This window comes from Arthrobacter sp. P1_A5 (assembly GCF_056406825.1).
In genome coordinates, this window is sequence record NZ_JBFTZL010000001.1 from 71,124 (window position 1) to 95,940 (window position 24,817).

Consider the following 24,817-nt stretch of genomic DNA (forward strand, 5'->3'; position numbering starts at 1 on the left):
AAGGAACGCTTCCATGATCGAAGCACGAGGCCTGACCAAGGTTTACGGCGACAAGACCGCCGTCGCCGGCGTCAACTTCACCGTCGAAGCCGGCCGGGTCACCGGCTTCCTGGGTCCGAACGGGGCCGGAAAATCCACCACGATGCGCATGATCATGGGGCTGGACCGGCCGACGTCGGGCTCGGTGACCGTCAACGGGTCCCCGCTGACCGGGCACGCCGCACCGCTGCGCGACGTCGGCGCCCTGCTCGATGCCAAGGCAGTCCACACGAGCCGCTCCGCCTACAACCACCTGCTGGCCATGGCGGCGACCCACAGCATCCCGAAGAAACGGGTCCACGAAGTCATTGAGATGACCGGACTGGCCGAGGTGGCCAGGAAGAAGGTCGGCGGCTTCTCGCTCGGCATGGGCCAGCGGCTGGGCATCGCCGCCGCCCTCCTGGGCGACCCGCAGACCGTCATCCTGGACGAGCCCGTCAACGGCCTTGACCCGGAGGGCGTGGTGTGGGTCCGCAACCTGGTGAAATACCTGGCCTCCGAGGGCCGCACGGTCTTCCTCTCCAGCCACCTCATGAGCGAGATGGCCGTCACGGCGGACCACCTGATCGTGATCGGCCGCGGGAGGATCATTGCGGACGCCCCGATCCAGGAGATCATCACCGGCAAGGGCCAGGGCCGGACGCGGGTCCGCACCGACCAGCCGGACCGGCTCATGCAGCTGCTGGCCGGGACCGGGGTCTCGGTGGAGGTCCAGGAGCGCGAACTCCTCGAAGTCACAGGCCTGGACCCGCGCCAGATCGCCACTGCGGCGCTGGAGAACCACGTCATGATCTACGAACTCACCCCGCTGCAGGCCAGCCTCGAGGAGGCCTACATGGAACTGACCAAGGATGAAGTCGAATACCACTCGCTGATCACCACGGGCGCCGTTCCCGTCGAAGCCGGAGGCAACTAAGCCATGAGCTCCACAACCGTTGAATCCACGCCCTCGCGCCGCGGCGCCGACGCACAGCGGTCCGGAAACGGCAGCAGTTCCGGTCCCGGCCCCAGCTTCCTGCGGGTCCTCAACTCCGAATTCATCAAGTTCCGCACCCTGCTCTCCACTCTGATCCTGCTTGGCTCCACAGTGGTGGTCATGGTGGGGTTCGGGGCGCTTTCGGCCTGGGGGACGGGCCAGTTCTCCGAGGCCGCTGCCCGGGACCCGGAGGTCGGCGCCAGGCTCGCGGCCCAGGGCGGCGACATCGCCGTCAGCGTGCCCACCTCCGGCATCGCGTTCGCCCAGCTGATCCTGGGCTCCCTCGGCGTGCTGCTGATGAGCTCCGAGTTCACCACGGGCATGGCCCGGTCCACGTTCGCGGCGGTGCCCAAACGCATCCCCGCCTTCGCGGCCAAGCTCGTGGTGGTGGTGGTGACCTCCTTCGTCGTCACCGCCGCATCCACCCTGGCCGCCGGATTCGTATCCGTGCCGATCCTGGACAACTACGGCCTGGGCCTGGACCTGGGCAGCCCGCAGTCGGTCAAGCTGCTCCTTGTCAACAGCATTTACGTGGCGGCGGTCGCGGCCATCGGCATGGCGCTGGGCACGCTGATCCGCAACTCGGCGGGCGGCATCATGAGCCTGGTGGGCCTGTTCTTCGTGGCACCCATCGCCTTCCAGCTCATTCCGGGCGACTTCTTCGTGGAGGCCCGCAAGTACCTGCCCGGCAACACCGTGGATCCGCTGACCGCGGTGGAGCACCTCCCGGACACCCTCGAAGCCTGGCAGGCCGCCCTGGTGCTGGGCGCCTGGGTTGTCATCCCGGTGCTCCTGGCCGCCGTCCTGCTCAAGAGGCGGGACGTCTAGGCCGGCGCCACGGGCCCCAGAGTCTAGGCTCAGAGCATGATCGATGCGGTACCTGTCAGGGACGCGCCGGCCGGACCGGCCGACGCGTCCCTTGCTGAACTCACGGCCCGCCGCCGCGGCCGGCTCCGGCGCTACCTGCTGGCCAATCCTCGGGTCATGGACGTCCTGGTGGTGCTCTGCTATCTGGTCCTGGTCACGCCCACGGCGGTCGAATCGGTCATCCACGGCGACTGGCCGGTGGCCGTGTTGCTCGCCGCGGCCGCGCCGGTCCTGCTCTTCCGGCGGGCGTATCCGGTGCGGGTGGCGGCGGTTGTGGGGGCCCTGGAACTGGCGGTCACCTTCCTGCATCCCTGGGGGTCCAACGTCTCCGCCGGGCTCTGGTTTTCGCTGTACGCCGTCGCCGTCGTCCGCACCCGGCGGTTCGCCCTCGCCGCCCTGGCCCTGACCACCGCCCCGCTGCTGCTCCTGTACTTCCTGCTGGCCGTCGGCCCGCTGGACGGCCGGCTCCCGGACATGGCCGTCCGCACACCGGAGAATTTCCAGCTGCTGACGGGCATCGCGGCGGGCATCGGCATCGCGCTCTCGAATGTGATCGCCACGGGGATCGGTATCTCGGTGCGGCAGCGGCGCGAGCACGAGCACGAGATCGCTGCCTGGGCCGCCCGGGCCCAGCAGCTGGGCTCGGTCACGGAACGGAACCGGATCGCRCGCGAAATGCACGACGTCGTGGCGCACTCGCTGACGGTCATGATCAGCCTGTCGGACGGCGCCTCCGTCGTGGTCAAGAAGGATCCGGAGCGCGCCGCCGGCGTCCTGGCCGAACTCTCCCGGACCGGACGCACCGCGCTGGCCGACATGCGGCGCGTCCTTGGCGTGCTGCGCGAGGACGCCGCCACGGGACATGCCCCGCGCGAGCCGCTGGTGGCCGGGGGCAGCCTGGCCAAACTGCTCGAGGGCTTCCGCACCGCGGGACTGCCGCTGCACTACACGCACACCGGCCCGTCCCTGCCCGACGATGCGGCGTTTCAGCTGACCGTCTACAGAATTGTGCAGGAGTCGCTGACCAACGTGCTGCGCTACGGCCGCGCGCTCAGCCGGGTGGAGGTCAGCATTGTCCGGAACGGCTCCCGCGTCACCATTGAAGTGCTCGACGACGGCAGGGGCACCGTTGACCCGGGGGCTCCCGGGACCGGCGCGCAGGCGAAGCCTGACGCACTGGACTCCTTCGGCACCGGGCATGGAATCGCCGGGATGCGGGAGCGGGCCAGGATCTACGCTGGCACCGTGTACGCCGGGCGCGCCGGTGACCGCGGCTGGCGCGTGCACGCGGAACTGAACTGCAACGGCGAGAATGCCATGGAATCAAGGGGGAACAATGTCCGACAACACGCCGGTACGCGTCCTGCTGGTGGATGACCAGCCGCTGCTTCGGATGGGTTTCCGCCTCATCCTGGAGGGTGAAGACGATTTGTGCATCGTGGGCGAGGCGTCCAACGGCGCCGAAGCGGTCCGCCACGTCCGGGAGCTCGCGCCCGACGTCGTCCTGATGGATGTGCGGATGCCGGTGCTGGACGGGATCGAGGCCACCCGGGCGATCGCCGCCTCGGGCTCCGACGCCAAAATCATCATCCTGACCACCTTTGACCTCGATGAATACGCCTTTGCAGCACTGCGGGCAGGGGCCTCTGCGTTCCTGCTCAAGGACGTGGCGCCGGCAGAACTGGTCAGCGCGGTGCGGGTGGTGGCCAGCGGCGACGCCGTGGTGGCACCCCGTGTTACGCAGCGGCTGCTGGAGACCTATGTCCGTGGTGCCGGCGGCATGGATCCTGCAGGGACAGGCGGCGCCGCCGGCCAGCACGCCGGGGCGGACGAGGGCGGCCAGCAGGCCGGCAGCCCCGCACGCCCGGCGCGGGATCCGTTGCTGGAGGACCTGACACCCCGCGAAAACGAGATGCTCGGGGCGATGGCGGAGGGACTCTCCAACGCCGAAATCGCGCACCGGTACTTCCTGTCCGAGGCCACCGTCAAGACGCATGTGCGCCGGATCCTGACCAAGCTCCACCTCCGCGACCGCGTCCAGGCCGTGGTGTACGCATATGAGACCGGCCTCGTGGTGCCCAGCAACGCGGACTACTGACGGCCGCCCCCCGGCCGCCGCAAGGCAGGTTACCGGCAGGTAGTACCTGAAGCAGTGGTTTCAGGCACATTGCCGAATTGCCCGTGAGGCAACTTTGGTTGACTCCCTGGCCCTCGCGTTGGGTGATGGCCCGGTCTGACCCGCCGTCATTTGTGGGACTGCACAAGACGGACGGTCCGCCGCGCGGTCTAGTGTGAAACGACATTGTGGTCCGCCGCACAGCATGGATTCGATTCCGTGCCGGCAACGAGCGGGCCTGAACCCCCCCACGAAGGACGGCGCTTCCATGCCCGCTGACCAGCAGCTTTCAAAATCCCTGAAACCCAGGCATCTGTCCATGATTGCCATCGCCGGCGTGATCGGCGCCGGACTGTTTGTCGGTTCGGGTGCGGCGATCCAGCAGGCCGGCCCCGGCATCCTGGTTGCCTATGCCGCGGCGGGACTCGTCGTCATCCTCGTCATGCGGATGCTGGGCGAGATGGCCGCGGCCAACCCGGAAACCGGCTCATTTTCCACCTACGCGGACAAGGCCCTGGGCCGCTGGGCCGGGTTCAGCATCGGCTGGCTCTACGCATGGTTCTGGATCATTGTCCTCGGCATCGAGGCAACGGCTGGGGCAGCGATCATGCACCGCTGGGTCCCCGGCATTGACCAGTGGGTGTGGGCGCTTGCCCTGATGGTGCTGCTGACGCTGACCAACCTCGGGTCCGTTAAGTCGTTCGGCGAATTCGAGTTCTGGTTCGCTTCCATCAAGGTCGCGGCAATCGTGCTCTTCCTGCTCTTCGGCGTCGCCGCCATCCTGGGCCTCATCCCCGGCGTTCCGGCGCCCGGCCTGGACAACCTGATCGGCAACGGCGGGTTCATGCCCAACGGCCCCGGCGCCGTCCTGGCCGGCATCCTCGTGGTGGTGTTCTCGTTCTTCGGCGCGGAAATTGCCACCATCGCCGCCGGCGAATCCGAGAACCCGGTCGATGCGGTCAAGAAGGCCGTGAAGTCCACCGTCTGGCGCATCCTCGTGTTCTACATCGGCTCCATCGCCATTGTGGTCACCCTGCTGCCCTGGAACTCCGCTTCCGTCGCCAAGAGCCCCTACGTCGCCGTCATTGAGCTGTTCGGCATCCCCGGCGCCGGAACCATCATGGACATTGTGGTCCTGACCTCGGTGCTCTCCTGCCTGAACTCCGGGCTCTACACCGCCAGCCGCATGCTGTTCTCGCTGTCCCGCCGCGGCGACGCCCCCAAGTCGTGGATGCGGATTTCCAAGCGCGGCGTGCCCGCTGCCGCGGTACTGGCCTCCACCGTGGTCGGCTTCGTCACCGTCGGACTGAACTACGTCGCCCCGGACACGGTCTTCCTGTTCCTGGTCAACACCTCCGGCGCCATCGCGCTGTTCGTGTGGCTCGTCATAGCGACCTCCCAGCTGATCCTGCGCCGCCGCATGGGCGCCGCCGCCAAGGACCTCCAGCTGAAAATGTGGCTCTTCCCGTACCTGACCTGGGTGTCGATCGTGAGCATCGTGGCCCTGCTGATCGGCATGGTGATCCTGGAATCTACACGGGAATCGCTGCTGCTCTCGCTGGCTCTCGCCGCCGTCGTCGTGGGGATCGGGGTCATCCGCTACCGCAGGAACGGTGCCAAGGCCGCTGTTCCCGCAACAGGTGCCGGCGAGGCTCCTGCCGACGCCACCCCGGTTGACGCCGAGCCTGGCGCTGAAGACGCCACGGTGGGCGCCCGCCCGGTGTCGTAGCCCCGGAAAGCCCCCGCGGCGGTCCCGCACCGCCGGACATGCCCTCCCCCTGCGCCCACCACTGGACATAGCGCCATCATGTCCACTGCCCGGCGCGAGGGGAGGGCATATCCATGCGTGCCGGGGGGACATGCCCAGTCCCCGGGCCGAGGGGAGGGCATGTGCCTGCGTGCCGGAGCACAGTCGCGTCACAGGAAGGGACTAGCCAGCCCATAGCGCTGCCGGGTTCGATGGGGTCATGACAAAAATGCCGCAGCCCCCGCACGAGCCGCACCCCAACCACGACCGCGGCCTGGAATTCGATCTCTCCACCCTCGTCAGCCGCCGATCGCTGGGCATGTTCCTCGGCGCGGGAACGGCGGCAGCCCTTGCGGCCTGCAGCCCGGGCGGCACCAGCGGCACCAGTGGCAGTTCGACGTCGGCCGCCGGGACCCCGGCGGCAACAGCCCCTGCGCCCTCGGCCGCGGCGACGTCGGCCTCGGCCACTCCGACGCTGACCCGGGCGATCGCCGAGTGCGGGGTCGAAATCCCGCAGGAAACCGCCGGCCCCTACCCCGGTGACGGTTCCAACGGACCCAACGTCCTCGAGGCATCCGGCGTGGTCCGTCACGACATCACATCCAGCTTCGGGACCTCCACCAGCACAGCCGAGGGCGTACCGCTGACCGTCACGCTGACCCTTCTCGACAACGCCAACGGCTGCACCCCGCTGGCCGGTGCCGCGGTGTACGCCTGGCACTGTGACCGCGAGGGCAAATACTCCATGTACGATTCCGGGCTTCAGAACGAGAACTACCTCCGCGGCGTCCAGGAGGCCGACGCGAACGGCCAGGTGACGTTCAAGACCATCTACCCCGGCGCCTACAACGGCCGCTGGCCGCATATCCACTTCGAAGTGTTCGAGTCCATGAACAATGCGACGGCGGCCGGCCAGGTCCTGGCGGTGTCACAGATCGCGCTGACCGAGGCCGCGTGCAAGCAGGTTTACGCGTCGGCCGGGTACGAATCCAGCGCGCAGAACTTCCCCCGCACCACGCTGAAGTCCGACAACGTGTTCGGCAACGACGGCGGCATCTACCAGCTGGCCACCATCAGCGGCTCGGTGGCCGCGGGCTACGCCGCCGGTCTCAACGTCACCGTCTAGGCGCGGCGTCGCCCGGCCCCGGGGCCCGTGCGGGCCGGGCTAGACTCGGAGCCATGCCCACACCGAGCACTGCCGCAGAGCACATCCAGGACCTCGGCGCGTACGTCAGCGCGTCGCCGTCGAGCTTCCACGCCGTCCACGAGGCCGCGCGCCGGCTGGACACGGCGGGCTTCACCGGTCTGGACGAACTGCAGCCCTGGCCGGAGCCCGCGGCCGCCGCCGGCAAGTTTTACATGATCCGCGACGGCGCCCTCATCGCCTGGGTGGTGCCGGCAGGCGCCGGACCGACCACCGGTTTCAACATCCTTGGCGCGCACACGGACTCGCCCTCTTTCAAACTCAAGCCGAAGCCCACCACCGGCAAGTTCGGCTGGCTGCAGGCCGGCGTCGAGGTCTATGGCGGACCCCTCCTGAACTCCTGGCTGGACCGCGAACTCCAGCTCGCCGGCCGGCTCGTCATGCGCGACGGCACGCAGCACCTCACGGCCACCGGCCCGCTGCTGCGCTTCCCGCAGCTCGCCATCCACCTGGACCGGGCCGTCAATGAGGGCCTGGCCCTGGACAAGCAGCAGCACATGAATCCGGTCTTTGGCCTGGGCGACCCAGCCGGCGAGGACCTGCTCGGACTCCTCGCGGACCGCGTTGCCGATGCCGAGGTGGATCCGGCGCAGATCGGCGGGTACGACGTCGTCATCGCAGACACCCAGGCCCCGGCGGTGTTCGGCGCCAGGGGCGAATTCTTCGCCTCCGGCCGGCTCGACAACCTCTCCGCGACGCACGCCGGGCTCACGGCGCTGGTGGCGCACGCCGGCACGCCCGTGCCGGACGGTGCGCCGATTGCCGTGTTGGCCGCCTTCGACCACGAGGAAATCGGCTCGGCGTCCCGCTCCGGGGCGTGCGGACCCATCCTCGAAGATGTCCTCGTGCGGATCTCGGACGGACTCGGCGCCTCTGCAAGCCAACGGCGGCAGGCCTTCGCGGCGTCGTTCTGCGTCTCCGCGGACGCCGGCCACGCCGTGCACCCGAACTATCCCGAGAGGCACGATCCCGCCAACCGGCCGGTCCTCAACGGTGGCCCGCTGCTGAAGATCAATGCCAACCAGCGCTATGCCACCGACGCCGCCGGCGCCGCCCTCTGGGCCCGGCTGTGCACCGACGCCGGTATTCCTTACCAGGAATTCGTCTCCAACAACGTGATGCCGTGCGGGTCGACGATCGGCCCGCTGACCGCCACCCGGCTGGGAATCCGGACGGTCGACGTCGGCGTCGCCCTGCTGTCGATGCACTCGGCACGCGAGCTCTGCGGCGTCGAGGACCCGCACCGGCTGACCGCGGTGACCCGGACGTTCTTCCGGACGGCGGCCTGACGCTTGCGGCGCCCTACGCGGCGACGCCGACTACGAGGTTGATGGTGGTTGCCAGAATGATGGTCCCAAAGAGGTACGAGAGCAGGCTGTGCTTGAGGGCCTCGGCCCGGATGCCATGGTTCTGCAGCGCGGTGTCCGATACCTGGTATGTCATGCCCAGACTTGTGGCTAAGTAGGCGAAATCTGTGTACTGCGGCGGCCTGCTCTGGTTGAAGTCGATGCCGCCCACCCGGGAGCCTGCCCTCGTGCCCGTGCCGTAGTACAGCTCCGCGTACCGCAGTGTGAACAGCGTCTGGACCAGGGTCCAGGACAGCGCCACCGAGACTACCGCGAGCAGCCCGCCGGCAATCCTGGAGAGGGTGTCAGTGTTGTTGTGCGAATCCACGATGACCGCTCCCGCCGCCGCCAGGCTGGCGGCGTTGGCGGCCAGGATAAGCAGGTCCGTCGTGCTCCGGGCCGGGTCTTCCGTTGTGGCGTGCAACCGGGTGTCCGCAGGGTCGAGGCGGCCGATAACCAGCCAGACCCAGACGACGTAGGTCAAGGCGGCGGCGCACCAGCCAATCGTGGGAGCCTGCACCCAGTGCCCTGACATTCCTGCCGCCCCGGCGGCGAGCAGCCCCAACAGCACCATGGCGGCGAAGCGGAGACGGCTGCGGCGGAGCGGCGGCGGCACGGCTGACGAGGGGTTGGTGTGCATTTTCAGATCATGGCACAGCCGATGCGCCCCCCGACTGACCGCTGGCCGTGTGGCGGTTATCCACATGCCCGCCGGCGCTCTTCCCGGCCAGGCCGCGGGGCCGTACGGTGGAGGCACGGAATCGCGGATTCCGGCCCGCATGCACTAAGCTATTGAAGTCTGTGCTGCGCCCTGCCTCCGTTCCGGCGGCCGGGCATTGCATGACACCGCAAATGAACCTCCTGTTACGGAAATGCCGTAACCGCTTAGCCCAAAGGAGGTGGGTTCACATATGCGTCCTTACGAATTGATGGTAATCATCGACCCCGAGGTCGAAGAGCGTGCCGTTGAGCCGTCGCTTCAGAAGTTCCTGAACGTCATCACCAACGATGGTGGAACCATCGAAAAGGTTGACATCTGGGGCCGTCGTCGCCTGGCTTACGAAATCCAGAAGAAGTCCGAAGGTATCTACGCCGTGGTGAACTTCACCGCCGAGCCGGCTACCGCCAAGGAACTTGACCGCCAGCTGAGTCTCAACGAGACCATCATGCGCACCAAGATCACCCGCCCCGAAGAGCAGAAAGTTGTTGCTGAGTAATTCAGCAGCCAACCTTCAATCTTTATCCCCGCAGGAACGCACAAGGAGGCAGTAGATGGCAGGCGAAACCACTATCACGGTTATCGGTAACCTCACCAATGACCCCGAACTCAGGTTCACACCGTCCGGTTCGGCCGTAGCGAATTTCACCATCGCTTCTACTCCCCGCACCTTCGACCGGCAGTCCAATGAGTGGAAGGACGGGGAAACCCTGTTCCTCCGCGCGTCGGTCTGGCGCGAAGCAGCCGAAAACGTCGCCGAGTCCCTGACAAAGGGCATGCGCGTTATCGTCTCCGGCCGCTTGAAGAGCCGTTCCTACGAAACAAAAGAAGGCGAGAAGCGCACCGTTATCGAGCTTGAGGTCGACGAAATCGGCCCGAGCCTGCGCTACGCCAACGCCAAGGTCAACCGCACCCAGCGCTCCGGCGGTCAGGGTGGTCAGGGTGGCTTCGGCGGCGGCAACAGCGGCGGTGGATTCGGTGGCGGCCAGGGTGCAAACCAGGGCGGCAACACCGGTGGGACCTGGGGCGGCAACCAGCCCGCCGCGCAGGAAGACCCGTGGGCCACGCCCGGGGTCAGCAATGCGGGCGGCGGCTGGGGCAACGGCCCGGATTCCGAACCTCCCTTCTAAACAACATCTAAGGTCCGGCAACGAAAACCGACTGGCCGCCGCAAGGCGGCCTGGTGCAAACTGCGCCGGATCACCACCATCCCGTGGATCAATATCCACGGGCTCCATCGAATAGGAGCTCCACGATGGCTAAGGCTGAACTCCGTAAGCCCAAACCAAAGTCCAACCCCTTGAAGGCCGCTGACATCACTGTCATCGACTACAAGGACGTAGCATTGCTGCGCAAGTTCATCTCCGACCGCGGAAAGATCCGCGCCCGTCGCGTCACTGGCGTCACGGTGCAGGAACAGCGCAAGATCGCCCAGGCAATCAAGAACGCCCGCGAAGTTGCTCTGCTGCCTTACTCCGGCGCTGGCCGCGGCTAAGGAAGGGATTAACTAAAATGGCAAAGCTCATTCTGACCCACGAAGTAACCGGTCTCGGTGCTGCTGGCGACGTTGTCGAGGTCAAGGACGGTTACGCACGTAACTACCTGCTGCCCCGCAACTTCGCCCTGACCTGGTCCAAGGGTGGCGAGAAGCAGGTTGAGTCCATCAAGGCTGCCCGCGTTGCCCGCGAGCACGCTTCCCTGGAAGATGCTCAGAAGCAGGCTGCTGCACTCTCCGCCAAGCCGGTTAAGCTGGTCGTCAAGGCTGGCGCAACCGGACGCCTGTTCGGCACCGTCAAGCAGGGCGACGTGGCCGACGCTGTTGAGGCCGCAGGCCTGGGCCGCATCGACAAGCGCAAGGTTGAACTGCCGGCACACATCAAGTCGACCGGTTCCTACCAGGCAAACGTCCGTCTGCACGACGACGTTTCCGCTGTGATCGAACTCGACGTAGTCGCAGGCAAGTAGCCCTCACCGGCTGCAGTCCTGAACTGCTGGAAGGCCCCCGCCTCCGGACCTCTCTGAGGACCGAAGGCGGGGGCCTTCCGCTTTAACCCGGTCCATGTTGGACGGCGTCATGGGCCGCAGGTGACCCCGCGTTGCTTTGGCGGGGCGGATCCCCTTAGTCGTGGCGCAGCGCCGTGGTGACATGCCAGTAGCCGAGCCGGACCAGTTCGGTGAGCACGGCCTCGTCGACGTCGTCGAGCTTGTTGACGTACAGGCAGCCGGTGCCGAGCTTGTGCCTGCCCAGCCGGCCGAGGAGTTCGGCGGCCTCCGGCCCATAGGTCAGGCCGTAGAGCGACAGGCTGGAGTTCCTGGGCGAGAAGCCGACCTCCGCGGCATCTCCCTCCCTGCCGCTCGCGTATTTGTAGTGGTAGCGGCCGAAGCCCACAATCGTCGGACCCCACATTTGCGCCGGTTCGCCCGTTATTTCGGACATCAGCGCCAGCAGGCGGAATCCGTCGGCGCGCCGGACCGGATGCTCGACGGCGGCCAGGAACTCCTGAACCGACGCGCCGGTTGCCTGCGTTATGTTTTCAGCCATGAGGGCAGTCTTGCAGAGCGCGGGATTCCTGTCAGGCGGGGAGGGTGGCCGGGAATAAATCCCCTTGCCCGGAGCTTCTAGAGGTAGATGCAAACGCATGTAGTCGCGTTGCTGACCAGGATTCAACTTAGGAGCACTCCGTGGAAACCCGCCGTATCACCGTTATCTCCGCCGGACTCGGCGTCCCCTCCTCAAGCCGCCTGCTCGCGGACCAGCTGGCGGCCTCGGTCGAGCGGCAGCTTGCCGCGGCCGGCTACGCCGTGGACATCKAGGTCTTGGAGTTGCGGGACCTCGCCGTGGACATCGCCAACAACTTTGTCACCGGGTATGCGGCTCCGCGGCTCGCCGAAGTAATCGCCGGCGTCGAGGCCTCTGATGGCCTGATCGCCGTCAGCCCCGTGTTCAGCGCGTCCTACAGCGGGCTTTTCAAGTCCTTCATCGACGTGCTCGATCCCAAGGCGCTCGAAGGCAACGCCGTGCTGATCGGGGCCACCGCCGGCACGGACCGGCACCAGATGGTGCTGGACTTCGCGATGCGGCCGCTGTTCACCTACCTGCGCACCCGGATCGCCGCCACCGCGGTTTTCGCCGGGCCGCAGGACTGGGGAAACAACGACGACGGCGGCTCGCCGCTGTCGGTGCGTGTGGACAGGGCAGCGGGGGAGTTTGTCGCCCTGCTGCAGGACTCAGGGCCGCAGCAGAAGCCGGCCGCGCTGGAGTCCCTGCCGTTTGAGCAGCTGCTGGCCGGGATCGCTGCCCAGCGGTAGGTCTGCCCGGCGCCGGGCTTCCGGGCCCGCAGAGCCGTCCGAACCTTTTCGGCCGCCCGCTCGTTGTCCGGGACATGAAGTGTCCCGTGGATTCTATTGACCTGATCATGAGTGAACGCAGCGGCGTGGAGATCGACTATTGCCCCCAATGCCGCGGGGTGTGGCTGGACCGGGGAGAGCTGGACAAGATCATCGACCGTGCGGCGGAGTCGTTGGGCCCGAAAGCCGGCGTCCCCGCCGCACCAGTCCCGCCGGCAGCGGTCCCACCTGCGTTTCCACCTGCTGAGTTTTCACCTGCGGCGGCTGGCCATATTCCGCCGCCGCTGTACAACCTCGACCCGCGCCGGGACGACCGGCGTCCGGATGACCGCCGCTATGACGAGCGCCGGTACGATGACCGCCGCGACCGTCCGCGTCCCGACCAGTCGAGGTATGAGCAGCCGCGGTACGATGACCGCCGCCGTCCGAAGAAGAAGGAAGGCTGGCTGGGGGACTTGTTCGACTTCTAGCCCTGCCGGGTCGCCGGCCGTGCGGGTGGCCCCGGAGCGGGCGTGGGCCAGCGGGGTTCAGTCGCCGAGCAGTGCGATGAATTCCCGGGCCTGTTTCATGGAAATATCCGAGTGGCGGGTCAGGGCGGTCGCTGCGGCCTCGGTGTCGCCGCTCTTGGCCAGGGTGCGGATCCTCCCGTAGATCTCATCATTGAGCATGTTGCTGCTCACCTCGCGGGTGACATCGCCCTTGCTGGCGATCGCGCGGTAACGGTACGAGAACCGCTGCGGCACGTCGTCGTCGTCCGGAATGGCCGCCGGCGCCGGCTCAGGGGCGCGGAAGGGCTGGGGGTGGGCTGCCAGCGCCGCGACGGCGTCGCGGGACGCCCGGAGGCCCTCGCCTGTGGCCTCGAGGTAGACCTTGATGGCGGCCATGGCCTGCCCCTGCGCGATCAGCGCGTAGAGCTGCCGGTGCTGCTCCTCGGTGAGCCTGGCGGCCGCCGTCCGGGCCAGCTCCGCGGAGTTGGGGTCCGGCTGCGGCGCTGGTACCGGCCTGGTGCGTTCGCCGCGGCGGCTCCACGCCCGTACCGCCAGCAGTACGGCGGCGGCCACGAGCACCAGGATCAGTACGGGAATGAGCAGGGAGTCCATGTGCTAGAGCCGATCTACGTAATTCTTTGCGGTCTTCAGGTCCGAGCGGGTCGATTGCCGCAGCAGCCGGACGGCCTTCGTCCTGTGGCCGTCGTGGGCCAGTGACTGGAGCTGCAAGAGTAGCTGTGGGTTCAGGTGTCCAATGGCGGACAACGCATCCTGGTGGCCGGAGCTGTCCCGGCCCAACAGGGCGGAGCGGGCGTGGTCGGCCTGCTGCGACTGCTGCTGGGAGTTCTGGCTGGGGCGCGTGGTCGCTTCAATCCGGGCGCGGGAGGCCTCGGCAGCCCGGACCTGCGCCGCGTAGTGGGCCTGGGACTTGAGCGCCAGTTCCTGCTGGTAGCGCTCGGCCTCTGAGATGCCGTGGTTCCGCGGCTTCAACGCCGTGACCGCCGCCCAGAGCACCGTCGCGAGGATAAGGGCAGGCAACATGACTATCAGTACATCGCCCATGATTAGAGCTTATGCCAGATTGCGGTTATCCACAGCATGTTCCGCACCTTGCGTACAGTGCGCCGCTGCTGGCGTCAATTCGGCTCGGCGGGAATGAATCCGGTCACAAAATGCGCGTATCGGGCTGCAAATGTGGCCTCCTGTGCCGCATCGTATCCCCAGCCCCAAGGTGCAGGCTGTGGATGAAGCTTGGCGGAAATTGTTTTGTGTCCACAAGATGAATGCAACATTTCCGCAGGTCAAGCGCTGATTACAGGCTTAACATTTTTTCTATCCACAGCTCTACCCACAGAGTGTGCACAAGCATCAGGCACTAGTGCACAGGTTATCCACAGGGCAGCGGGGCGGCCGGGTTGGTGCCTGCCCCGGCGGCGGATAACGTAGCAGGATATCGGGCGAGGGAAGCGGAAAACCTGCGGTCGCCGGATGGTGCCCGCCAGGACACCGACTCCGGGATCCGGTGCCCTGCGGCCGCACCAGCACTGTGGATAACGGCGGTCGCTGGGCCGGCGCGAACTGTCGGAGCTGACTGGTAAGAATAGAGCGGCCGGCATGTGCCGGGTTTTGCAGCCCGCATCACAGCAGTTCGGCGCTTGGCCTTAAGGCACTGGTACGAGGGCATTGGGCATAAGGCGCAGTGCTTACGCGCCGCGGCGAACGGACATCCGCCGCGGCACACAATGAAGGACGGCAGTTTTGTCAGTTACGCATCTGGACTCAGTCGAGGGTACGCGGGGAGCCGAGGGCAGCCGCAAGCCTCCGCAGGACATCCCCGCGGAGCAGTCAGTCCTGGGCGGCATGATGCTGTCCAAGGACGCCATCGCCGACGTCGTCGAGATCCTGCGTGGCCAGGACTTCTACCGTCCGGCGCACGAAACCATCTACGAGGCCGTCATCGACCTCTATGGCCGCGGCGAGCCCGCGGACGCCGTCACCGTCTCGGACGAGCTGACCAAGCGCGGCGAAATCAACAGGATCGGCGGACCCGCCTACCTGCACGAACTCATCCAGACCGTCCCCACGGCGGCCAACGCCGGTTACTACGCTGAAATCGTGGGCGAACGCGCGGTGCTGCGCCGCCTGGTCAACGCCGGCACCAAGATCGTTCAGCTCGGCTACGGACAGGACGGCGAGGTAGAAGACCTGGTCAACCAGGCCCAGGCCGAGGTCTACGCCGTCGCCGAACGCCGGACCGCCGAGGACTATGTGGTCCTCAAGGACGTCATGGAATCCACCGTGGACGAGATCGAGGCCTCCGGCCACCGCGGCGAGGGCATGGTGGGTGTCCCCACCGGCTTCTACGAGCTCGATGAACTCACCCACGGCCTGCATCCCGGCCAGATGATCGTCATCGCCGCCCGCCCGGCCGTCGGCAAGTCCACGTTCGCTCTGGACTTCGCCCGCTCGGCCGCCATCAAGAACAACCTCGCGACCGTCATGTTTTCCCTCGAAATGGGCCGCAACGAGATCGCCATGCGCCTGCTGTCCGCCGAGGCCACGATCGGCCTCCAGGACCTCCGCAAGGGCACCATCAAGGACGAGCAGTGGTCCAAGATTGCCACCACCATGGGCCGGATGAACGATGCGCCGCTGTTCATCGATGACAGCCCCAACATGTCGCTGATGGAGATCCGGGCCAAGTGCCGGCGCCTGAAGCAGCAGCATGACCTCAAACTGGTGATCCTGGACTACCTGCAGCTCATGAGCTCGGGCAAGAAAGTGGAATCCCGCCAGCAGGAAGTCTCCGAGTTCTCTCGTGCCCTGAAGCTCCTGGCCAAAGAACTCCAGGTGCCGGTGATTGCGCTGTCGCAGCTGAACCGTGGCTCCGAGCAGCGCCAGGACAAACGCCCCATGGTCTCGGACCTGCGCGAATCCGGCTCCATCGAGCAGGATGCCGACATGGTGATCCTGCTGCACCGCGAAGACGTCTATGACAAGGAGTCCCCGCGCGCCGGCGAGGCGGACATCCTGATCGCCAAGCACCGTAACGGCCCCACAAAAGACATTGTGGTGGCCTTCCAGGGCCACTACTCGCGGTTTGCCAACATGGCCGCCGACGCCGGCGGTGGCGGCGGCTTCTAGCCCCGCCCGGCCCTAGCGGTCGCCGGCCGCGAGCAGGTGGTTGGGCAGCCGGTTCCCCGGGGCCCGGCCGCGGATTTCCAGCAGTTCGCGGGCGTGGGCGYGGAGCCGGATATCTTCCGCTGACACCGGCACCCACTGCGGGATCGGGACCGAGGTGCCGGTCTCGTCGCGGGCGACCATGACCGTCAGGCAGTATGTGGTCAGGTTCAGCTCTCGCCCCTTGGGGTCTCCGGACCGGACGTGGACGGCGATGTGCATGCCCTTGGTGCCGGTGTAGACCAGCCGGGCCTCCACCTCTACGACGTGGCCGATCAGCAGCGGCCGGTAGAACCGCACACCGCCGGAGAATACGGCCACGGTGTCCTTGCCGCAGTAGCGGGAGGCGCAGACGTACGCAGCCTCGTCGATCCACTTCATGACGATGCCGCCGTGCACCTTGCCGCCCCAGTTCACGTCCGTGGGCGCGGCCATGAACCGCAGCACCACGCGCTCGGCCGTGCCGGCGTCGGTATATTCCTGTCCGCTCATGGCCTCCACGATGTCCTCGCGGACCTTGATCCGGGCCAGCGCGTGGTCCCGCTGTTCGATTTCATCCGGCGTCTCAGGGACGAACTGCGGCACCGGTATGGGCTTGCCGTCCGCGCCCACGGCGACGAAGATCACGATGCACTGGCTGCGCATGGTGGCGGGCCCGCCCTTCGGATCGCCCGAGGACACCACGGTGCGGATATGCATCGAGGACCGCCCGGTGTACACGATCGTGGCCTCGACCTCCACCATGTCGCCGCTGTTGACCGGGTCCGCGAAGTGGATGTTCCCCACGTAGGCCGTCACGCAGTAGGACTTTGCCCAGCCGACGGCGGCGGCATAGGCCGCCTTGTCCACCCACTCGAGCACGGTGCCGGCGTCGACCGAGCCGCTGTGGCCGACATCGGTGGGGGCCGCCAGGAAGCGCAGGGTCACGGAATTGGGCGCATTCTCGCTCATAATGTGAGTTTACTGATTGGCCCGGCAGGCGCCGCCGGCCGGCGACACAATGGCTGTCCGGCACGCCATAACCAGGCCATGACCCTGGAGACACACGACGGCGGGCGGCCACCAAAAGGTGACCGCCCGCCGTCGCGCGCTCCAGGCCGTGGATGCCTTAGGCCAGGACGCGGAGCTTCGAGTCGGCGCGGCCGAAGAGGGCGCGGTCGGCGGAGAACTTGCCCGCACCGACGAGGGCCACGGCTGCGGCGGCGGCCGCCAGGATCAGGACGAGTTCATAGCCGCCGGTTGCGACGAAGACGCCGGCGGAGGCGTGGACCATGAACAGGGCGCCGAGCATGTCCAGTGCGAGAAGGACCGCAAACACGCGGGTGAGCACGCCCAGGATCAGCGCGACACCGCCGACGAGCTCGAGGGTCGCGACGACGGGAGCCACCGCCTGGGCTGCCGGAACACCCATCTGGGTGAAGGCGGCCTGGGTGCCCGCGATCGTGAATTCGTTGAACTTCTGCCAGCCGTGGGCGGCGAAAAGGAAGCCGGCGATGACGCGCAGGATGGTTCGGGCGGAGGTGGTCAGGGCGGGCTGGTTCATGGGAAATACCGTTTCGTAAGTAGGGGGCGTCGCGGCTCTCAGCCGCCGCGGCTTCGGTTGCGTTCAAGTCCCAGTCTCCCGGATATTTAGTTGAAATGTCAACTAAATGACGCGCGGGGTCGATTCAGTGGCCCGGCTAGGGTTAACGCGTGCAACCTTCCCCGCCGCTGTCCACCGCCCCGCCGCCGACTACCGGGCAGCGCCGGGAAATCCTGCGCCTGGCAGTGCCGGCCTTCGGCGCCCTGATCGCCGAGCCGCTGTTCCTGCTCGCGGATTCGGCCATTGTGGGCCATCTCGGCGTAGCCGAACTGGCCGGCGTCGGGCTGGCATCGGCGGTCCTGCACACGGCAGTCGGACTGATGGTGTTCCTCGCGTACTCCACCACCCCGGCAGTGGCGCGGGCCATCGGCAACGGCCAGCTGGCCAAAGCCCTCGCCGCCGGGCGTGACGGCATCTGGTTGGCGCTGCTGCTCGGGCTCGTCCTCGCGGTCGCCGGGTTCCTGGCCGCGGGGCCGCTCCTGGACCTGATGGGCGCCGATGGCGAGGTGCATGCCTTTGCCGTGGACTACCTGCGCGGGTCCATGCCCGGCCTCGTGGCGATGCTGCTCATCTTCGCGGGCACCGGGGTGCTGCGCGGACTCCAGGACACCCGGACCCCGCTGATCGTCGCCGCCGCGGGTTTCACGTTGAACATCGCGCTGAACCTTGTCCTCGTCTACGGGTTGGGCTGGTCCGTGACCGGCTCGGCCGTGGGCACGAGCATTGCGCAGTGGGCCATGGCGGCCGTCTATGTGCTGATCGTCCGGCGCAATGCCCGCAACAACGGGGTGTCCCTGCGGCCGGACTTGCGTGGCATCCGGGCCCTGACCGGGGTGGGTTCCTGGCTGATGCTGCGCACGCTCAGCCTGCGGATCGCGATTCTCGCCACGGTGGTGGTGGTCACCGCCCAGGGGCCGGTCAATCTCGCCGCGCATCAGCTGGCCATGACCATCTTCACGTTCTTCGCTTTCGCCCTCGACGCCCTCGCGATCGCGGCCCAGGCCTTGATCGGCAAGGAACTCGGCGCGGCCCGGCCGGTGGCGGCACGCGCGCTGACGCGCACCATGACCCGGTGGGGGGTCGGCTTCGGCGTCCTGACCGGAATCCTTCTCGCCACCGCGGCACCGTGGGCGGGCGCCCTCTTCACGCCCGACGCCGAAGTCCGGGCGGCACTGACCCTCGCCCTGTGGGTGCTCGCCGCCGGGCAGCCGCTGGCCGGGTACGTCTTCGTCCTCGACGGCGTCCTCATCGGCGCGGGCGACGCCCGCTACCTGGCGATCGCCGGCGTCGTCAACCTCGCTGCCTACCTGCCGCTGCTGCTGGCCGTGCTGTATTCCGGCGCCGGATTGCTCTGGCTGTGGGCCGCGTTCTCACTCGGCTACATGGCGGCGCGGGCGCTGACGCTGGGCCTCCGGGCCCGGACGGACCGGTGGATGGTGCTCGGCGCGCGGTGAGTGCGGGCAGGCGCCGCCGGCAGACGTGCGAAGCGGCGGCTTCGCACTAAACTGGACGGGTGACTCTTCCCGCAGCGCCTGACGCGACCCCTGCCATCCGCGCCGCGGCCGACCTCTTCAAGCCCGTGCTTGTCAGGGCGGCCGTCGCGCTCGTGTTTGGCGCGGTCACCGTGTTCTGGGCGGCGCCGCCAGAATCGGGCATGGGCTGGGCCGGCGGCCTCTACCTGCTGGCCACCGGTGTGGTGATGATCTGGACCGTGCCCAAGACCGGATTCCCCCCGCGGGAAGGCGCTGGCAGGGTCCTCTCCGCCGGCGGGGCAGCCCTGGCCGGAGCCGGCGCGGCCGTGGCCCTGATCCCCGCCCCGCTCGTCTTCGGAACCATCGCGGCCCTGGGCCTGGGCGTGGCCGGCGCCGCGGAGCTGTTCGCGGGCATTCGTGGCCGCGGCCGGTCCGTGCTGGCCCGTGACTGGATCGCCTCCGGCGTGATCGGACTGGGCACTGCGATCGCGCTGCCGTTCTTCATCGGCCTCGGCCCGCACGCCCTCCTCGGCGTTGCCGGCGGCGGGGCCATCATCAGCGGAGTCCTGTGGATGCTGTCCGGACTGACCCTGCGCCATGATGCTCCGGGCGATTCCGCGGAGGCCGTAAACTAGTACCGACAGGTTCTACCCGGCGTAGAACAATTGCGGTAACAAGACAGCCACGCTATTTGCGCGGGCTGCAGGAGGAAAACACGTTGGCACAGCAGAAACCCGGAGCGCCCCGCAGCCTGCGGACCTCGGTCAAGGGACCGCTCATGTTCTCCGCGTTCTGGGCCGTGGTGGTTTTCTTCGGCGTCCTGATCTTCGCCTCGGGCGGCAGCGCCCGCTCGCCCCGGTTCGATCTGGCGCTCATCGGCGCCGGCATCGCCTTTATTGTGATCCTGGTGGTGGCCGCCATGCTGGCCATGAGCCACAAGGAGAATCCCGCTGACCTGGGGAAGGGCTCCGGCGTCAACCTCAGTTCCAAGCGCACGCCCTCCGGCCATGGCGGCCCGTCAGCGCAGCCCCGGCCCGAGGCCGGCCCCGGCGATTCCCGGGACGGCGGCCCGCAGGCCTAGCAACGAGGCCTAGCAGCGTGGCCTCACACTGAGGCCCGACAGGCCGGCCTGACAGCGGGGCCCGGCGCCGCGGGCCCCTCCGCCGGCACCTTCGGCGTCAGGACGCGGCTTTGCGGGCCCGGTACGCGGCCACGTGCGCGCGGTTGGCGCAGTTTCCCGTGTCGCAGTAGCGCTTCGAGCGGTTGCGGCTCAGGTCCAGCACGACGGCGTCGCAGTCGTCCGCGGCGCACACCAGCAGGCGGTCCATTTCCTTGCTGCGGATCACGTCCACGATTGCCATGGCCGCCTCCGTGCTCATCCGGTCCGCCAGCGGCGCCTCCGGGGTGGTGGCGTGCAGGTGCCAGTCCCAGGGTTCGTGCTTGACCAGCTGGGGCAGCGCCCGGGCCTCCCGGAGCAGCCGGTTCACGGTCTCCGCGGCTGCCGACTCCTCGGCCTGCCAGAGCTCGGCGAGCTCGCCGCGGAGCCGCAGCACGCTGGCCAGCTCCGCCCCGTCCCGGGTGCGGGAACCGGTGAAGCCCTCGGCCTCCAGGAAGGCGTCCAGATCCCTGACCGTGGCCAAATGTTCCTCGCCGTTGGCCGCGGTGTTGATGAGGTTGACCACAGAACGCAGGGCAACTTCCGTGTCAGGGGCAAAAACCATCTTGACTCCTTACCTTGCCGGGGCGTAATGTCATGAGCATAACCCTACTTTACTCCTGACAGGAGAATGCCCGTGTCTGCCCCCCAGCGCCCCGTCGCCACGCCGGTCCGAGACCTTGCCGCCCAGCGGTCTGCCTCCGAACCGGGCGGCACCCCGCAGGGAAGCAAACTCGACGGCAAACGGGGAGGCAAGCAGGCCGCCAGGCAGAGCACCACGCGGGCCGCCGCACCATCCGGGTTCATGGCATCGGGCCTGGGCGTCGCCCTGTTTTCGTCCGCGGTGTTCGGGCTCTCCGGATCATTCGCCAAGGCGCTCCTGGAAACGGGCTGGACTCCCGGGGCGGCCGTCACGGCCCGGCTTACCGGTGCGGCCCTGATTCTGGCCGTCTTCGCCATTCCCTCCCTGCGCGGGCGTTGGCACCAGCTCCGGGACAACTGGCTGACCGTGCTGCTGTTCGGATTCATCGGCGTCGCCGCCTGCCAGCTGTTCTATTTCAACGCCGTATCCCGGCTCTCGGTCGGCGTCGCCCTGCTGCTGGAGTACCTGGCGCCGGTGCTGATCGTCCTCTGGCTGTGGGCCGCCAGCCGGAAACGGCCGCGGCCACTGACCATTGCCGGCACTCTCCTGTCCCTCGGCGGACTGATCCTGGTCCTGGACCTCACCGGAGCCGTCAAGATCGACCTCATCGGGGTGCTGTGGGGGATCGCGGCCGCGGTGTGCCTGGCCATCTATTTCTTCATCACGGCCAAGGAAAACGACACCCTGCCGCCCATCCTGCTGGCCTCCGGCGGGCTCATGGTGGGCGCCGTCGTCATGTGGCTTGCCGCGGCAACCGGGCTGCTGCCGATGGCCTTCAGCACGGCCGACACCCGCCTGGGGCCCTGGGTCACCCCGTGGTGGGTGGCGCTGGGCGGCCTCGTGGTCCTGGCCACGGTGGTGGCGTACGTGTCCGGAATTGTCGCCGCGCGGGCACTCGGTTCGAAAGTCGCGTCCTTTGTCTCGCTCACCGAGGTGCTGTTCGCCGTCATCTGGGCGTGGCTGCTGCTCGGCGAACTGCCCGGACCCATCCAGCTCCTCGGCGGCCTGCTGATCGTCGGCGGGGTGGTGCTGGTCCGGCTGGACGAGCTCCGGGCCCCGTCCGGCACCGGCGCGGCAGCGCTGGACCACGCGAACGACTGCGAGCCCGTGCCGTAGGCGGTTGTCCGTAAAGTCTCGGGGGTCCTCATCCCAGAGATCAAAAAGCCCCGCCAGGCCATGATCCTTCAAGTGCCAGGCTTCTTCGGGGTAGACCGGTGTGGCGTCCAGGAAGACAACGTGGCGCCCGTTGTCGAGCTGCAGCGGTGGAATGAAATCGTCCGTTCTTTCGAGCATCAGCCATGACCTGAAGGGCAGACCGCCCTTAGCATGGAGATATGTGCCGAAATATCCGGACCCTCCACAATTTTGAACCCCACGCCACCACCGCGGAGGTGGAGGCCGCCGCGTTGCAATACGTGCGCAAGATCAGCGGCAGCACCAAGCCGTCCAAGGCCAACGAGGAGGCCTTCAACCGGGCCGTGCATGAGATTGCCCATGCGACGCAGCACCTCCTCGACTCTCTGGTAACCCACGCCCCGGCAAAGGACCGCGGGGAGGAAGCGGCCAAAGCCAAAGCCAGGGCCGCCATCCGCTACGGCGCGGCCTGAGGCGGGGGCGCCCGGGCTAAGGCCGGATTACTTCCCGAAGCTGCGCAACCGCAGCGAGTTGGCCACCACCAGCACGGAGCTGGCGGCCATGGCGGCGCCGGCGATCATCGGGTTGAGCAGGCCCAGGGCTGCCACCGGGATGCCCACGGCGTTGTAGAAGAAGGCCCAGAAGAGGTTCGTCTTGATGGTGCCGAGCGTCCGGCGGGAAAGCTCGATCGCCTGCGCCACCTGTCCGAGGTCGTTGCCCATCACCGTCAGATCGGCTGCCTCGATGGCGACGTCGGTGCCGGAGCCCATGGCGATGCCCAGGTCTGCCTGCGCCAGCGCCGCGGCGTCGTTGACGCCGTCCCCTGCCATGGCCACAGTGGCGCCGGCTGCTTGCAGCTTCTGCACGGCCTCAACCTTGCCCGCCGGGAGCACACCAGCAAAGACGTCGCGCGGGCTGATCCCGACGGCGGCCGCCACCTGGGCAGCCACAGCGGCGTTGTCGCCGGTCAGCAGGATCGGCCGGAGCCCAAGCTCCCGGAGCCGGGCAACTGCGGCCGCGGAGCCGGGCTTAACGGTGTCCCGCAGGCTGATAATTCCGGCGGTCTCGCCGTCCACGGCAACCCAGACGGCCGTGGCGCCCGAGTCTTCGGCAGTACCCAGCGCCTCGACCTGAGCCGGGGCCGGAGCGACGCCGGACTCCAGCAGCCAGCCGGTGCGCCCCGCGACCACGCGCCGGCCGTCGACCGTGCCATCGACGCCGCCGCCGGGCGCGGAACGGAAGCCGGCGACGGCGGGGAGGCCGGCGCCGTCGTTGTTCAAGCGTTCCGCGGCCAATGCCGCAGCGGYGATGGCCCGGGCGATCGGGTGCTCGGAGGCGTTTTCCACTGCCCCCGCCAGGCGCAGCACCTCGGCTTCGCTGTGCGGCCCGAAACTTTGGACGCCGTCCACGGCAAGGCGGCCGGTGGTGACGGTCCCGGTCTTGTCCAGCAGGATCGTGTCCACCGTCCGGGTGTCCTCGAGGACTTGCGGACCCTTGATCAGGATCCCCAGCTGGGCGCCCCGCCCGGTCCCGGTCAGCAGTCCGACGGGGGTGGCCAGCCCGAGGGCGCAGGGGCAGGCAATGACCAGCACGGCGACGGCGGCGGTGAAGGCGGCCCGGACCTCGTCGGAGCTGACGGCCGGTGCGGCCGCAATCAGCCAGGCCCCGAAGGTGAGGGCGGCGATGACCAGGACGACCGGTACGAAGACGGCGCTGATGCGGTCGGCGAGCCGGGCGATGGGTGCCTTTCCGGTCTGCGCCGCGGAGACGAGCCTGCCCATCTGGGCCAGGGTGGTCTCGGACCCGACGCGGGTGGCGCGGACCAGGAGCCGGCCTGAGGTATTGATGGTGGCCCCGGTGACCTGGCTGTCCGGGCCGACTTCCACGGGCACGGATTCGCCAGTCACGAGGGAGGCGTCCACCGCAGAGGTACCGTCGATGACGACGCCGTCGGCGGCGATTTTCTCGCCGGGGCGGACCATGATCACGTCTCCGAGGGCCAGTTGGTCGGCCGGGATCTTGTGCTCGGTGCCGCCGCGCAGGACAGTAGCGTCTTTTGCCCCCAGGTCCAGGAGGGCCTTAAGGGCGTCGCCCGCCCTCCGTTTGGCGTTGGCCTCGAGGTAGCGGCCGAGCAGCAGGAACGTGGTGACCACGGATGCGACCTCGAAGTACAGGCCGCCGGAGCCCATGCCCTCCGCTGCGGGATGTTCGGTCATGCCCGGGTCGGCAAGGAGTTGCCCAACCGAGAACGAGTAGGCGGCAATCACGCCGATGGATACCAGGGTGTCCATGGTCGAGGCCAGATGCCGCGCGTTGATGGCCGCGGCGCGGTGGAACGGCCACGCCGCCCAGGCAACCACCGGCAGGGCCAGGATCGCGGCCACCCAGCCCCAGTTCGGGAACTGGAATGCCGGGATCATCGAGATTGCGAAGACCGGGACGGTGAGTACGGCCGCCACAACCAGCCGCGGGCGAAGCGAGGGTGCGGCTGTGCCGGCCGGAAATTCGGTGCCGGCCAGGAGTCCTGCGTCCTCCACCGGCGTGCCCGGGTACCTGGCGGACCGGACCGTGGCCTTGTAGCCCGCAGCCGCGACAATGGCGGTGATCTGGTCGTCGGTGATGTCCGCCGGGACGCTGACTCGGGCGGACTCGAGGGGCAGGTTGACGCTGGCCTCGACGCCGTCGAGCTTTCCGAGCCTGCGCTCGACCCGGTTGACGCAGGAAGCGCACGTCATGCCCTCGATATCGAGGTCGATGACACGGCTCCCGGCCTGGTCCAACAACTGCTCGCTGCTCACGGC

At 67.9% G+C, this 24,817-nt stretch carries 27 protein-coding genes and 1 pseudogene; 19 read left to right on the forward strand and 9 right to left on the reverse strand.

Features of this window, described 5'->3' with window-relative positions; genetic code table 11:
- The first annotated feature begins 13 nt into the window (after nucleotides 1-13).
- The 7 genes from AC1D1S_RS00290 (at nucleotide 14) to AC1D1S_RS00320 (ending at nucleotide 8,238) form a co-directional block, all read left to right on the forward strand.
- Nucleotides 14-955 carry an ABC transporter ATP-binding protein gene (locus tag AC1D1S_RS00290; protein WP_223914891.1) on the forward strand — a complete coding sequence of 314 codons (942 nt, stop codon included), beginning with the start codon at nucleotides 14-16 and terminating at the stop codon, nucleotides 953-955.
- 3 nt (nucleotides 956-958) lie between these two features.
- Nucleotides 959-1,843 (forward strand): ABC transporter permease, encoded by an 885-nt coding sequence (locus AC1D1S_RS00295; protein WP_243178127.1) that lies wholly within the window; start codon nucleotides 959-961, stop codon nucleotides 1,841-1,843.
- A gap of 36 nt (nucleotides 1,844-1,879) precedes the next feature.
- Nucleotides 1,880-3,259 carry a sensor histidine kinase gene (locus AC1D1S_RS00300; RefSeq protein WP_476942803.1) on the forward strand — a complete coding sequence of 460 codons (1,380 nt, stop codon included), beginning with the start codon at nucleotides 1,880-1,882 and terminating at the stop codon, nucleotides 3,257-3,259.
- Nucleotides 3,219-3,980 (forward strand): response regulator, encoded by a 762-nt coding sequence (locus tag AC1D1S_RS00305; RefSeq protein WP_476993469.1) that lies wholly within the window; start codon nucleotides 3,219-3,221, stop codon nucleotides 3,978-3,980. The genes AC1D1S_RS00300 and AC1D1S_RS00305 overlap by 41 nt, the downstream gene beginning before the upstream one ends.
- 286 nt (nucleotides 3,981-4,266) lie before the next feature.
- Complete coding sequence (locus AC1D1S_RS00310; protein WP_243178124.1) at nucleotides 4,267-5,727, forward strand: amino acid permease; 1,461 nt, start codon at nucleotides 4,267-4,269, stop codon at nucleotides 5,725-5,727.
- Between the two features lie 238 nt (nucleotides 5,728-5,965).
- Nucleotides 5,966-6,871 (forward strand): intradiol ring-cleavage dioxygenase, encoded by a 906-nt coding sequence (locus tag AC1D1S_RS00315; protein WP_476993470.1) that lies wholly within the window; start codon nucleotides 5,966-5,968, stop codon nucleotides 6,869-6,871.
- Nucleotides 6,872-6,924: 53 nt separating this feature from the next.
- The gene (locus AC1D1S_RS00320) at nucleotides 6,925-8,238 is read left to right on the forward strand and encodes a M18 family aminopeptidase (protein WP_476993471.1); all 1,314 of its coding nucleotides are present in this window, start codon (nucleotides 6,925-6,927) and stop codon (nucleotides 8,236-8,238) included.
- Nucleotides 8,239-8,251: 13 nt separating this feature from the next.
- Here AC1D1S_RS00320 and AC1D1S_RS00325 read toward each other — a convergent pair whose 3' ends face one another.
- On the reverse strand, nucleotides 8,252-8,935 hold the full coding sequence (locus AC1D1S_RS00325) for a DUF1345 domain-containing protein (RefSeq protein ID WP_476870321.1): 684 nt from the start codon (nucleotides 8,933-8,935) through the stop codon (nucleotides 8,252-8,254).
- A gap of 271 nt (nucleotides 8,936-9,206) precedes the next feature.
- Between AC1D1S_RS00325 and rpsF the strand changes: the two genes are divergently transcribed.
- The 4 genes from rpsF (at nucleotide 9,207) to rplI (ending at nucleotide 10,978) form a co-directional block, all read left to right on the forward strand.
- Entirely contained in the window at nucleotides 9,207-9,512 is a 306-nt protein-coding gene (rpsF, locus tag AC1D1S_RS00330) for a 30S ribosomal protein S6 (RefSeq protein ID WP_026266755.1), read from the forward strand.
- Between the two features lie 55 nt (nucleotides 9,513-9,567).
- Nucleotides 9,568-10,143: a single-stranded DNA-binding protein gene (locus AC1D1S_RS00335; protein WP_018775330.1), complete on the forward strand. Its 576-nt coding sequence runs from the start codon at nucleotides 9,568-9,570 to the stop codon at nucleotides 10,141-10,143.
- Nucleotides 10,144-10,268: 125 nt separating this feature from the next.
- Nucleotides 10,269-10,508, forward strand: a complete 240-nt coding sequence (gene rpsR, locus AC1D1S_RS00340) for a 30S ribosomal protein S18 (protein WP_003800144.1) — start codon at nucleotides 10,269-10,271, stop codon at nucleotides 10,506-10,508.
- 17 nt (nucleotides 10,509-10,525) lie between these two features.
- The gene (rplI, locus tag AC1D1S_RS00345; protein WP_018775331.1) at nucleotides 10,526-10,978 is read left to right on the forward strand and encodes a 50S ribosomal protein L9; all 453 of its coding nucleotides are present in this window, start codon (nucleotides 10,526-10,528) and stop codon (nucleotides 10,976-10,978) included.
- 154 nt (nucleotides 10,979-11,132) lie between these two features.
- Here the strand turns inward: rplI and AC1D1S_RS00350 are convergent, their stop codons facing one another.
- Nucleotides 11,133-11,555, reverse strand: coding sequence for a DUF1801 domain-containing protein (locus tag AC1D1S_RS00350; protein WP_243178119.1), 423 nt, complete (start codon nucleotides 11,553-11,555; stop codon nucleotides 11,133-11,135).
- Between the two features lie 140 nt (nucleotides 11,556-11,695).
- Here AC1D1S_RS00350 and AC1D1S_RS00355 point away from each other — a divergent pair, with 140 nt between their 5' ends.
- Complete coding sequence (locus AC1D1S_RS00355) at nucleotides 11,696-12,322, forward strand: FMN reductase (RefSeq protein ID WP_476993472.1); 627 nt, start codon at nucleotides 11,696-11,698, stop codon at nucleotides 12,320-12,322.
- 74 nt (nucleotides 12,323-12,396) lie between these two features.
- A complete protein-coding gene (locus tag AC1D1S_RS00360) occupies nucleotides 12,397-12,831 on the forward strand; it encodes a TFIIB-type zinc ribbon-containing protein (protein ID WP_243178117.1) in 435 nt (144 codons plus the stop codon).
- 57 nt (nucleotides 12,832-12,888) lie between these two features.
- On the opposite strand, the gene AC1D1S_RS00365 is transcribed toward AC1D1S_RS00360, so the two are convergent.
- Nucleotides 12,889-13,461, reverse strand: a complete 573-nt coding sequence (locus AC1D1S_RS00365) for a hypothetical protein (protein WP_243178116.1) — start codon at nucleotides 13,459-13,461, stop codon at nucleotides 12,889-12,891.
- A 3-nt stretch (nucleotides 13,462-13,464) separates the two neighbouring features.
- Nucleotides 13,465-13,911: a hypothetical protein gene (locus AC1D1S_RS00370; protein WP_476993473.1), complete on the reverse strand. Its 447-nt coding sequence runs from the start codon at nucleotides 13,909-13,911 to the stop codon at nucleotides 13,465-13,467.
- A gap of 696 nt (nucleotides 13,912-14,607) precedes the next feature.
- Here AC1D1S_RS00370 and dnaB point away from each other — a divergent pair.
- Nucleotides 14,608-15,993, forward strand: a complete 1,386-nt coding sequence (gene dnaB / locus AC1D1S_RS00375; protein WP_476993474.1) for a replicative DNA helicase — start codon at nucleotides 14,608-14,610, stop codon at nucleotides 15,991-15,993.
- A gap of 12 nt (nucleotides 15,994-16,005) precedes the next feature.
- On the opposite strand, the gene AC1D1S_RS00380 is transcribed toward dnaB, so the two are convergent.
- A complete protein-coding gene (locus AC1D1S_RS00380; RefSeq protein WP_476993475.1) occupies nucleotides 16,006-16,980 on the reverse strand; it encodes an acyl-CoA thioesterase in 975 nt (324 codons plus the stop codon).
- A gap of 157 nt (nucleotides 16,981-17,137) precedes the next feature.
- The gene (locus AC1D1S_RS00385; RefSeq protein ID WP_028277632.1) at nucleotides 17,138-17,572 is read right to left on the reverse strand and encodes a DoxX family protein; all 435 of its coding nucleotides are present in this window, start codon (nucleotides 17,570-17,572) and stop codon (nucleotides 17,138-17,140) included.
- Between the two features lie 149 nt (nucleotides 17,573-17,721).
- Between AC1D1S_RS00385 and AC1D1S_RS00390 the strand changes: the two genes are divergently transcribed.
- From AC1D1S_RS00390 to AC1D1S_RS00400, 3 genes are all read left to right on the forward strand, one after another.
- A complete protein-coding gene (locus tag AC1D1S_RS00390) occupies nucleotides 17,722-19,065 on the forward strand; it encodes an MATE family efflux transporter (protein ID WP_476993476.1) in 1,344 nt (447 codons plus the stop codon).
- A 59-nt stretch (nucleotides 19,066-19,124) separates the two neighbouring features.
- Nucleotides 19,125-19,718, forward strand: a complete 594-nt coding sequence (locus tag AC1D1S_RS00395; RefSeq protein ID WP_028277630.1) for a hypothetical protein — start codon at nucleotides 19,125-19,127, stop codon at nucleotides 19,716-19,718.
- An 83-nt stretch (nucleotides 19,719-19,801) separates the two neighbouring features.
- Nucleotides 19,802-20,164, forward strand: a complete 363-nt coding sequence (locus tag AC1D1S_RS00400) for a hypothetical protein (protein ID WP_043436409.1) — start codon at nucleotides 19,802-19,804, stop codon at nucleotides 20,162-20,164.
- Between the two features lie 97 nt (nucleotides 20,165-20,261).
- Here the strand turns inward: AC1D1S_RS00400 and AC1D1S_RS00405 are convergent, their stop codons facing one another.
- Complete coding sequence (locus tag AC1D1S_RS00405) at nucleotides 20,262-20,804, reverse strand: CGNR zinc finger domain-containing protein (protein ID WP_476993477.1); 543 nt, start codon at nucleotides 20,802-20,804, stop codon at nucleotides 20,262-20,264.
- Nucleotides 20,805-21,044: 240 nt separating this feature from the next.
- Between AC1D1S_RS00405 and AC1D1S_RS00410 the strand changes: the two genes are divergently transcribed.
- Nucleotides 21,045-21,998: an EamA family transporter gene (locus AC1D1S_RS00410; protein WP_243178401.1), complete on the forward strand. Its 954-nt coding sequence runs from the start codon at nucleotides 21,045-21,047 to the stop codon at nucleotides 21,996-21,998.
- An 18-nt stretch (nucleotides 21,999-22,016) separates the two neighbouring features.
- On the opposite strand, the pseudogene AC1D1S_RS00415 reads toward AC1D1S_RS00410, so the two are convergent.
- A pseudogene (locus AC1D1S_RS00415) lies at nucleotides 22,017-22,175 on the reverse strand (suppressor of fused domain protein); the annotation flags it as partial.
- 41 nt (nucleotides 22,176-22,216) lie between these two features.
- Here AC1D1S_RS00415 and AC1D1S_RS00420 point away from each other — a divergent pair.
- Complete coding sequence (locus tag AC1D1S_RS00420; RefSeq protein WP_028277626.1) at nucleotides 22,217-22,489, forward strand: DUF2277 domain-containing protein; 273 nt, start codon at nucleotides 22,217-22,219, stop codon at nucleotides 22,487-22,489.
- Nucleotides 22,490-22,516: 27 nt separating this feature from the next.
- Here AC1D1S_RS00420 and AC1D1S_RS00425 read toward each other — a convergent pair whose 3' ends face one another.
- A complete protein-coding gene (locus AC1D1S_RS00425; RefSeq protein WP_476993478.1) occupies nucleotides 22,517-24,814 on the reverse strand; it encodes a heavy metal translocating P-type ATPase in 2,298 nt (765 codons plus the stop codon).
- Nucleotides 24,815-24,817 lie beyond the last annotated feature (3 nt).

Bases quoted from the DNA above. Each gene is read 5' to 3' on its own strand.
- AC1D1S_RS00290 (WP_223914891.1), top strand. From the start codon at position 14: ATGATCGAAGCACGAGGCCTGACCAAGGTTTACGGCGACAAGACCGCC.
- rpsR (WP_003800144.1), top strand. From the start codon at position 10,269: ATGGCTAAGGCTGAACTCCGTAAGCCCAAACCAAAGTCCAACCCCTTG.
- AC1D1S_RS00360 (WP_243178117.1), top strand. From the start codon at position 12,397: ATGAAGTGTCCCGTGGATTCTATTGACCTGATCATGAGTGAACGCAGC.
- AC1D1S_RS00295 (WP_243178127.1), top strand. From the start codon at position 959: ATGAGCTCCACAACCGTTGAATCCACGCCCTCGCGCCGCGGCGCCGAC.
- AC1D1S_RS00310 (WP_243178124.1), top strand. From the start codon at position 4,267: ATGCCCGCTGACCAGCAGCTTTCAAAATCCCTGAAACCCAGGCATCTG.
- AC1D1S_RS00350 (WP_243178119.1), bottom strand. From the start codon at position 11,555: ATGGCTGAAAACATAACGCAGGCAACCGGCGCGTCGGTTCAGGAGTTC.
- AC1D1S_RS00385 (WP_028277632.1), bottom strand. From the start codon at position 17,572: ATGAACCAGCCCGCCCTGACCACCTCCGCCCGAACCATCCTGCGCGTC.
- AC1D1S_RS00420 (WP_028277626.1), top strand. From the start codon at position 22,217: ATGTGCCGAAATATCCGGACCCTCCACAATTTTGAACCCCACGCCACC.
- AC1D1S_RS00320 (WP_476993471.1), top strand. From the start codon at position 6,925: ATGCCCACACCGAGCACTGCCGCAGAGCACATCCAGGACCTCGGCGCG.
- AC1D1S_RS00305 (WP_476993469.1), top strand. From the start codon at position 3,219: ATGTCCGACAACACGCCGGTACGCGTCCTGCTGGTGGATGACCAGCCG.
- AC1D1S_RS00405 (WP_476993477.1), bottom strand. From the start codon at position 20,804: ATGGTTTTTGCCCCTGACACGGAAGTTGCCCTGCGTTCTGTGGTCAAC.
- rplI (WP_018775331.1), top strand. From the start codon at position 10,526: ATGGCAAAGCTCATTCTGACCCACGAAGTAACCGGTCTCGGTGCTGCT.
- AC1D1S_RS00370 (WP_476993473.1), bottom strand. From the start codon at position 13,911: ATGGGCGATGTACTGATAGTCATGTTGCCTGCCCTTATCCTCGCGACG.
- AC1D1S_RS00335 (WP_018775330.1), top strand. From the start codon at position 9,568: ATGGCAGGCGAAACCACTATCACGGTTATCGGTAACCTCACCAATGAC.
- AC1D1S_RS00410 (WP_243178401.1), top strand. From the start codon at position 21,045: ATGGCATCGGGCCTGGGCGTCGCCCTGTTTTCGTCCGCGGTGTTCGGG.
- rpsF (WP_026266755.1), top strand. From the start codon at position 9,207: ATGCGTCCTTACGAATTGATGGTAATCATCGACCCCGAGGTCGAAGAG.
- AC1D1S_RS00315 (WP_476993470.1), top strand. From the start codon at position 5,966: ATGACAAAAATGCCGCAGCCCCCGCACGAGCCGCACCCCAACCACGAC.
- AC1D1S_RS00325 (WP_476870321.1), bottom strand. From the start codon at position 8,935: ATGCACACCAACCCCTCGTCAGCCGTGCCGCCGCCGCTCCGCCGCAGC.
- AC1D1S_RS00365 (WP_243178116.1), bottom strand. From the start codon at position 13,461: ATGGACTCCCTGCTCATTCCCGTACTGATCCTGGTGCTCGTGGCCGCC.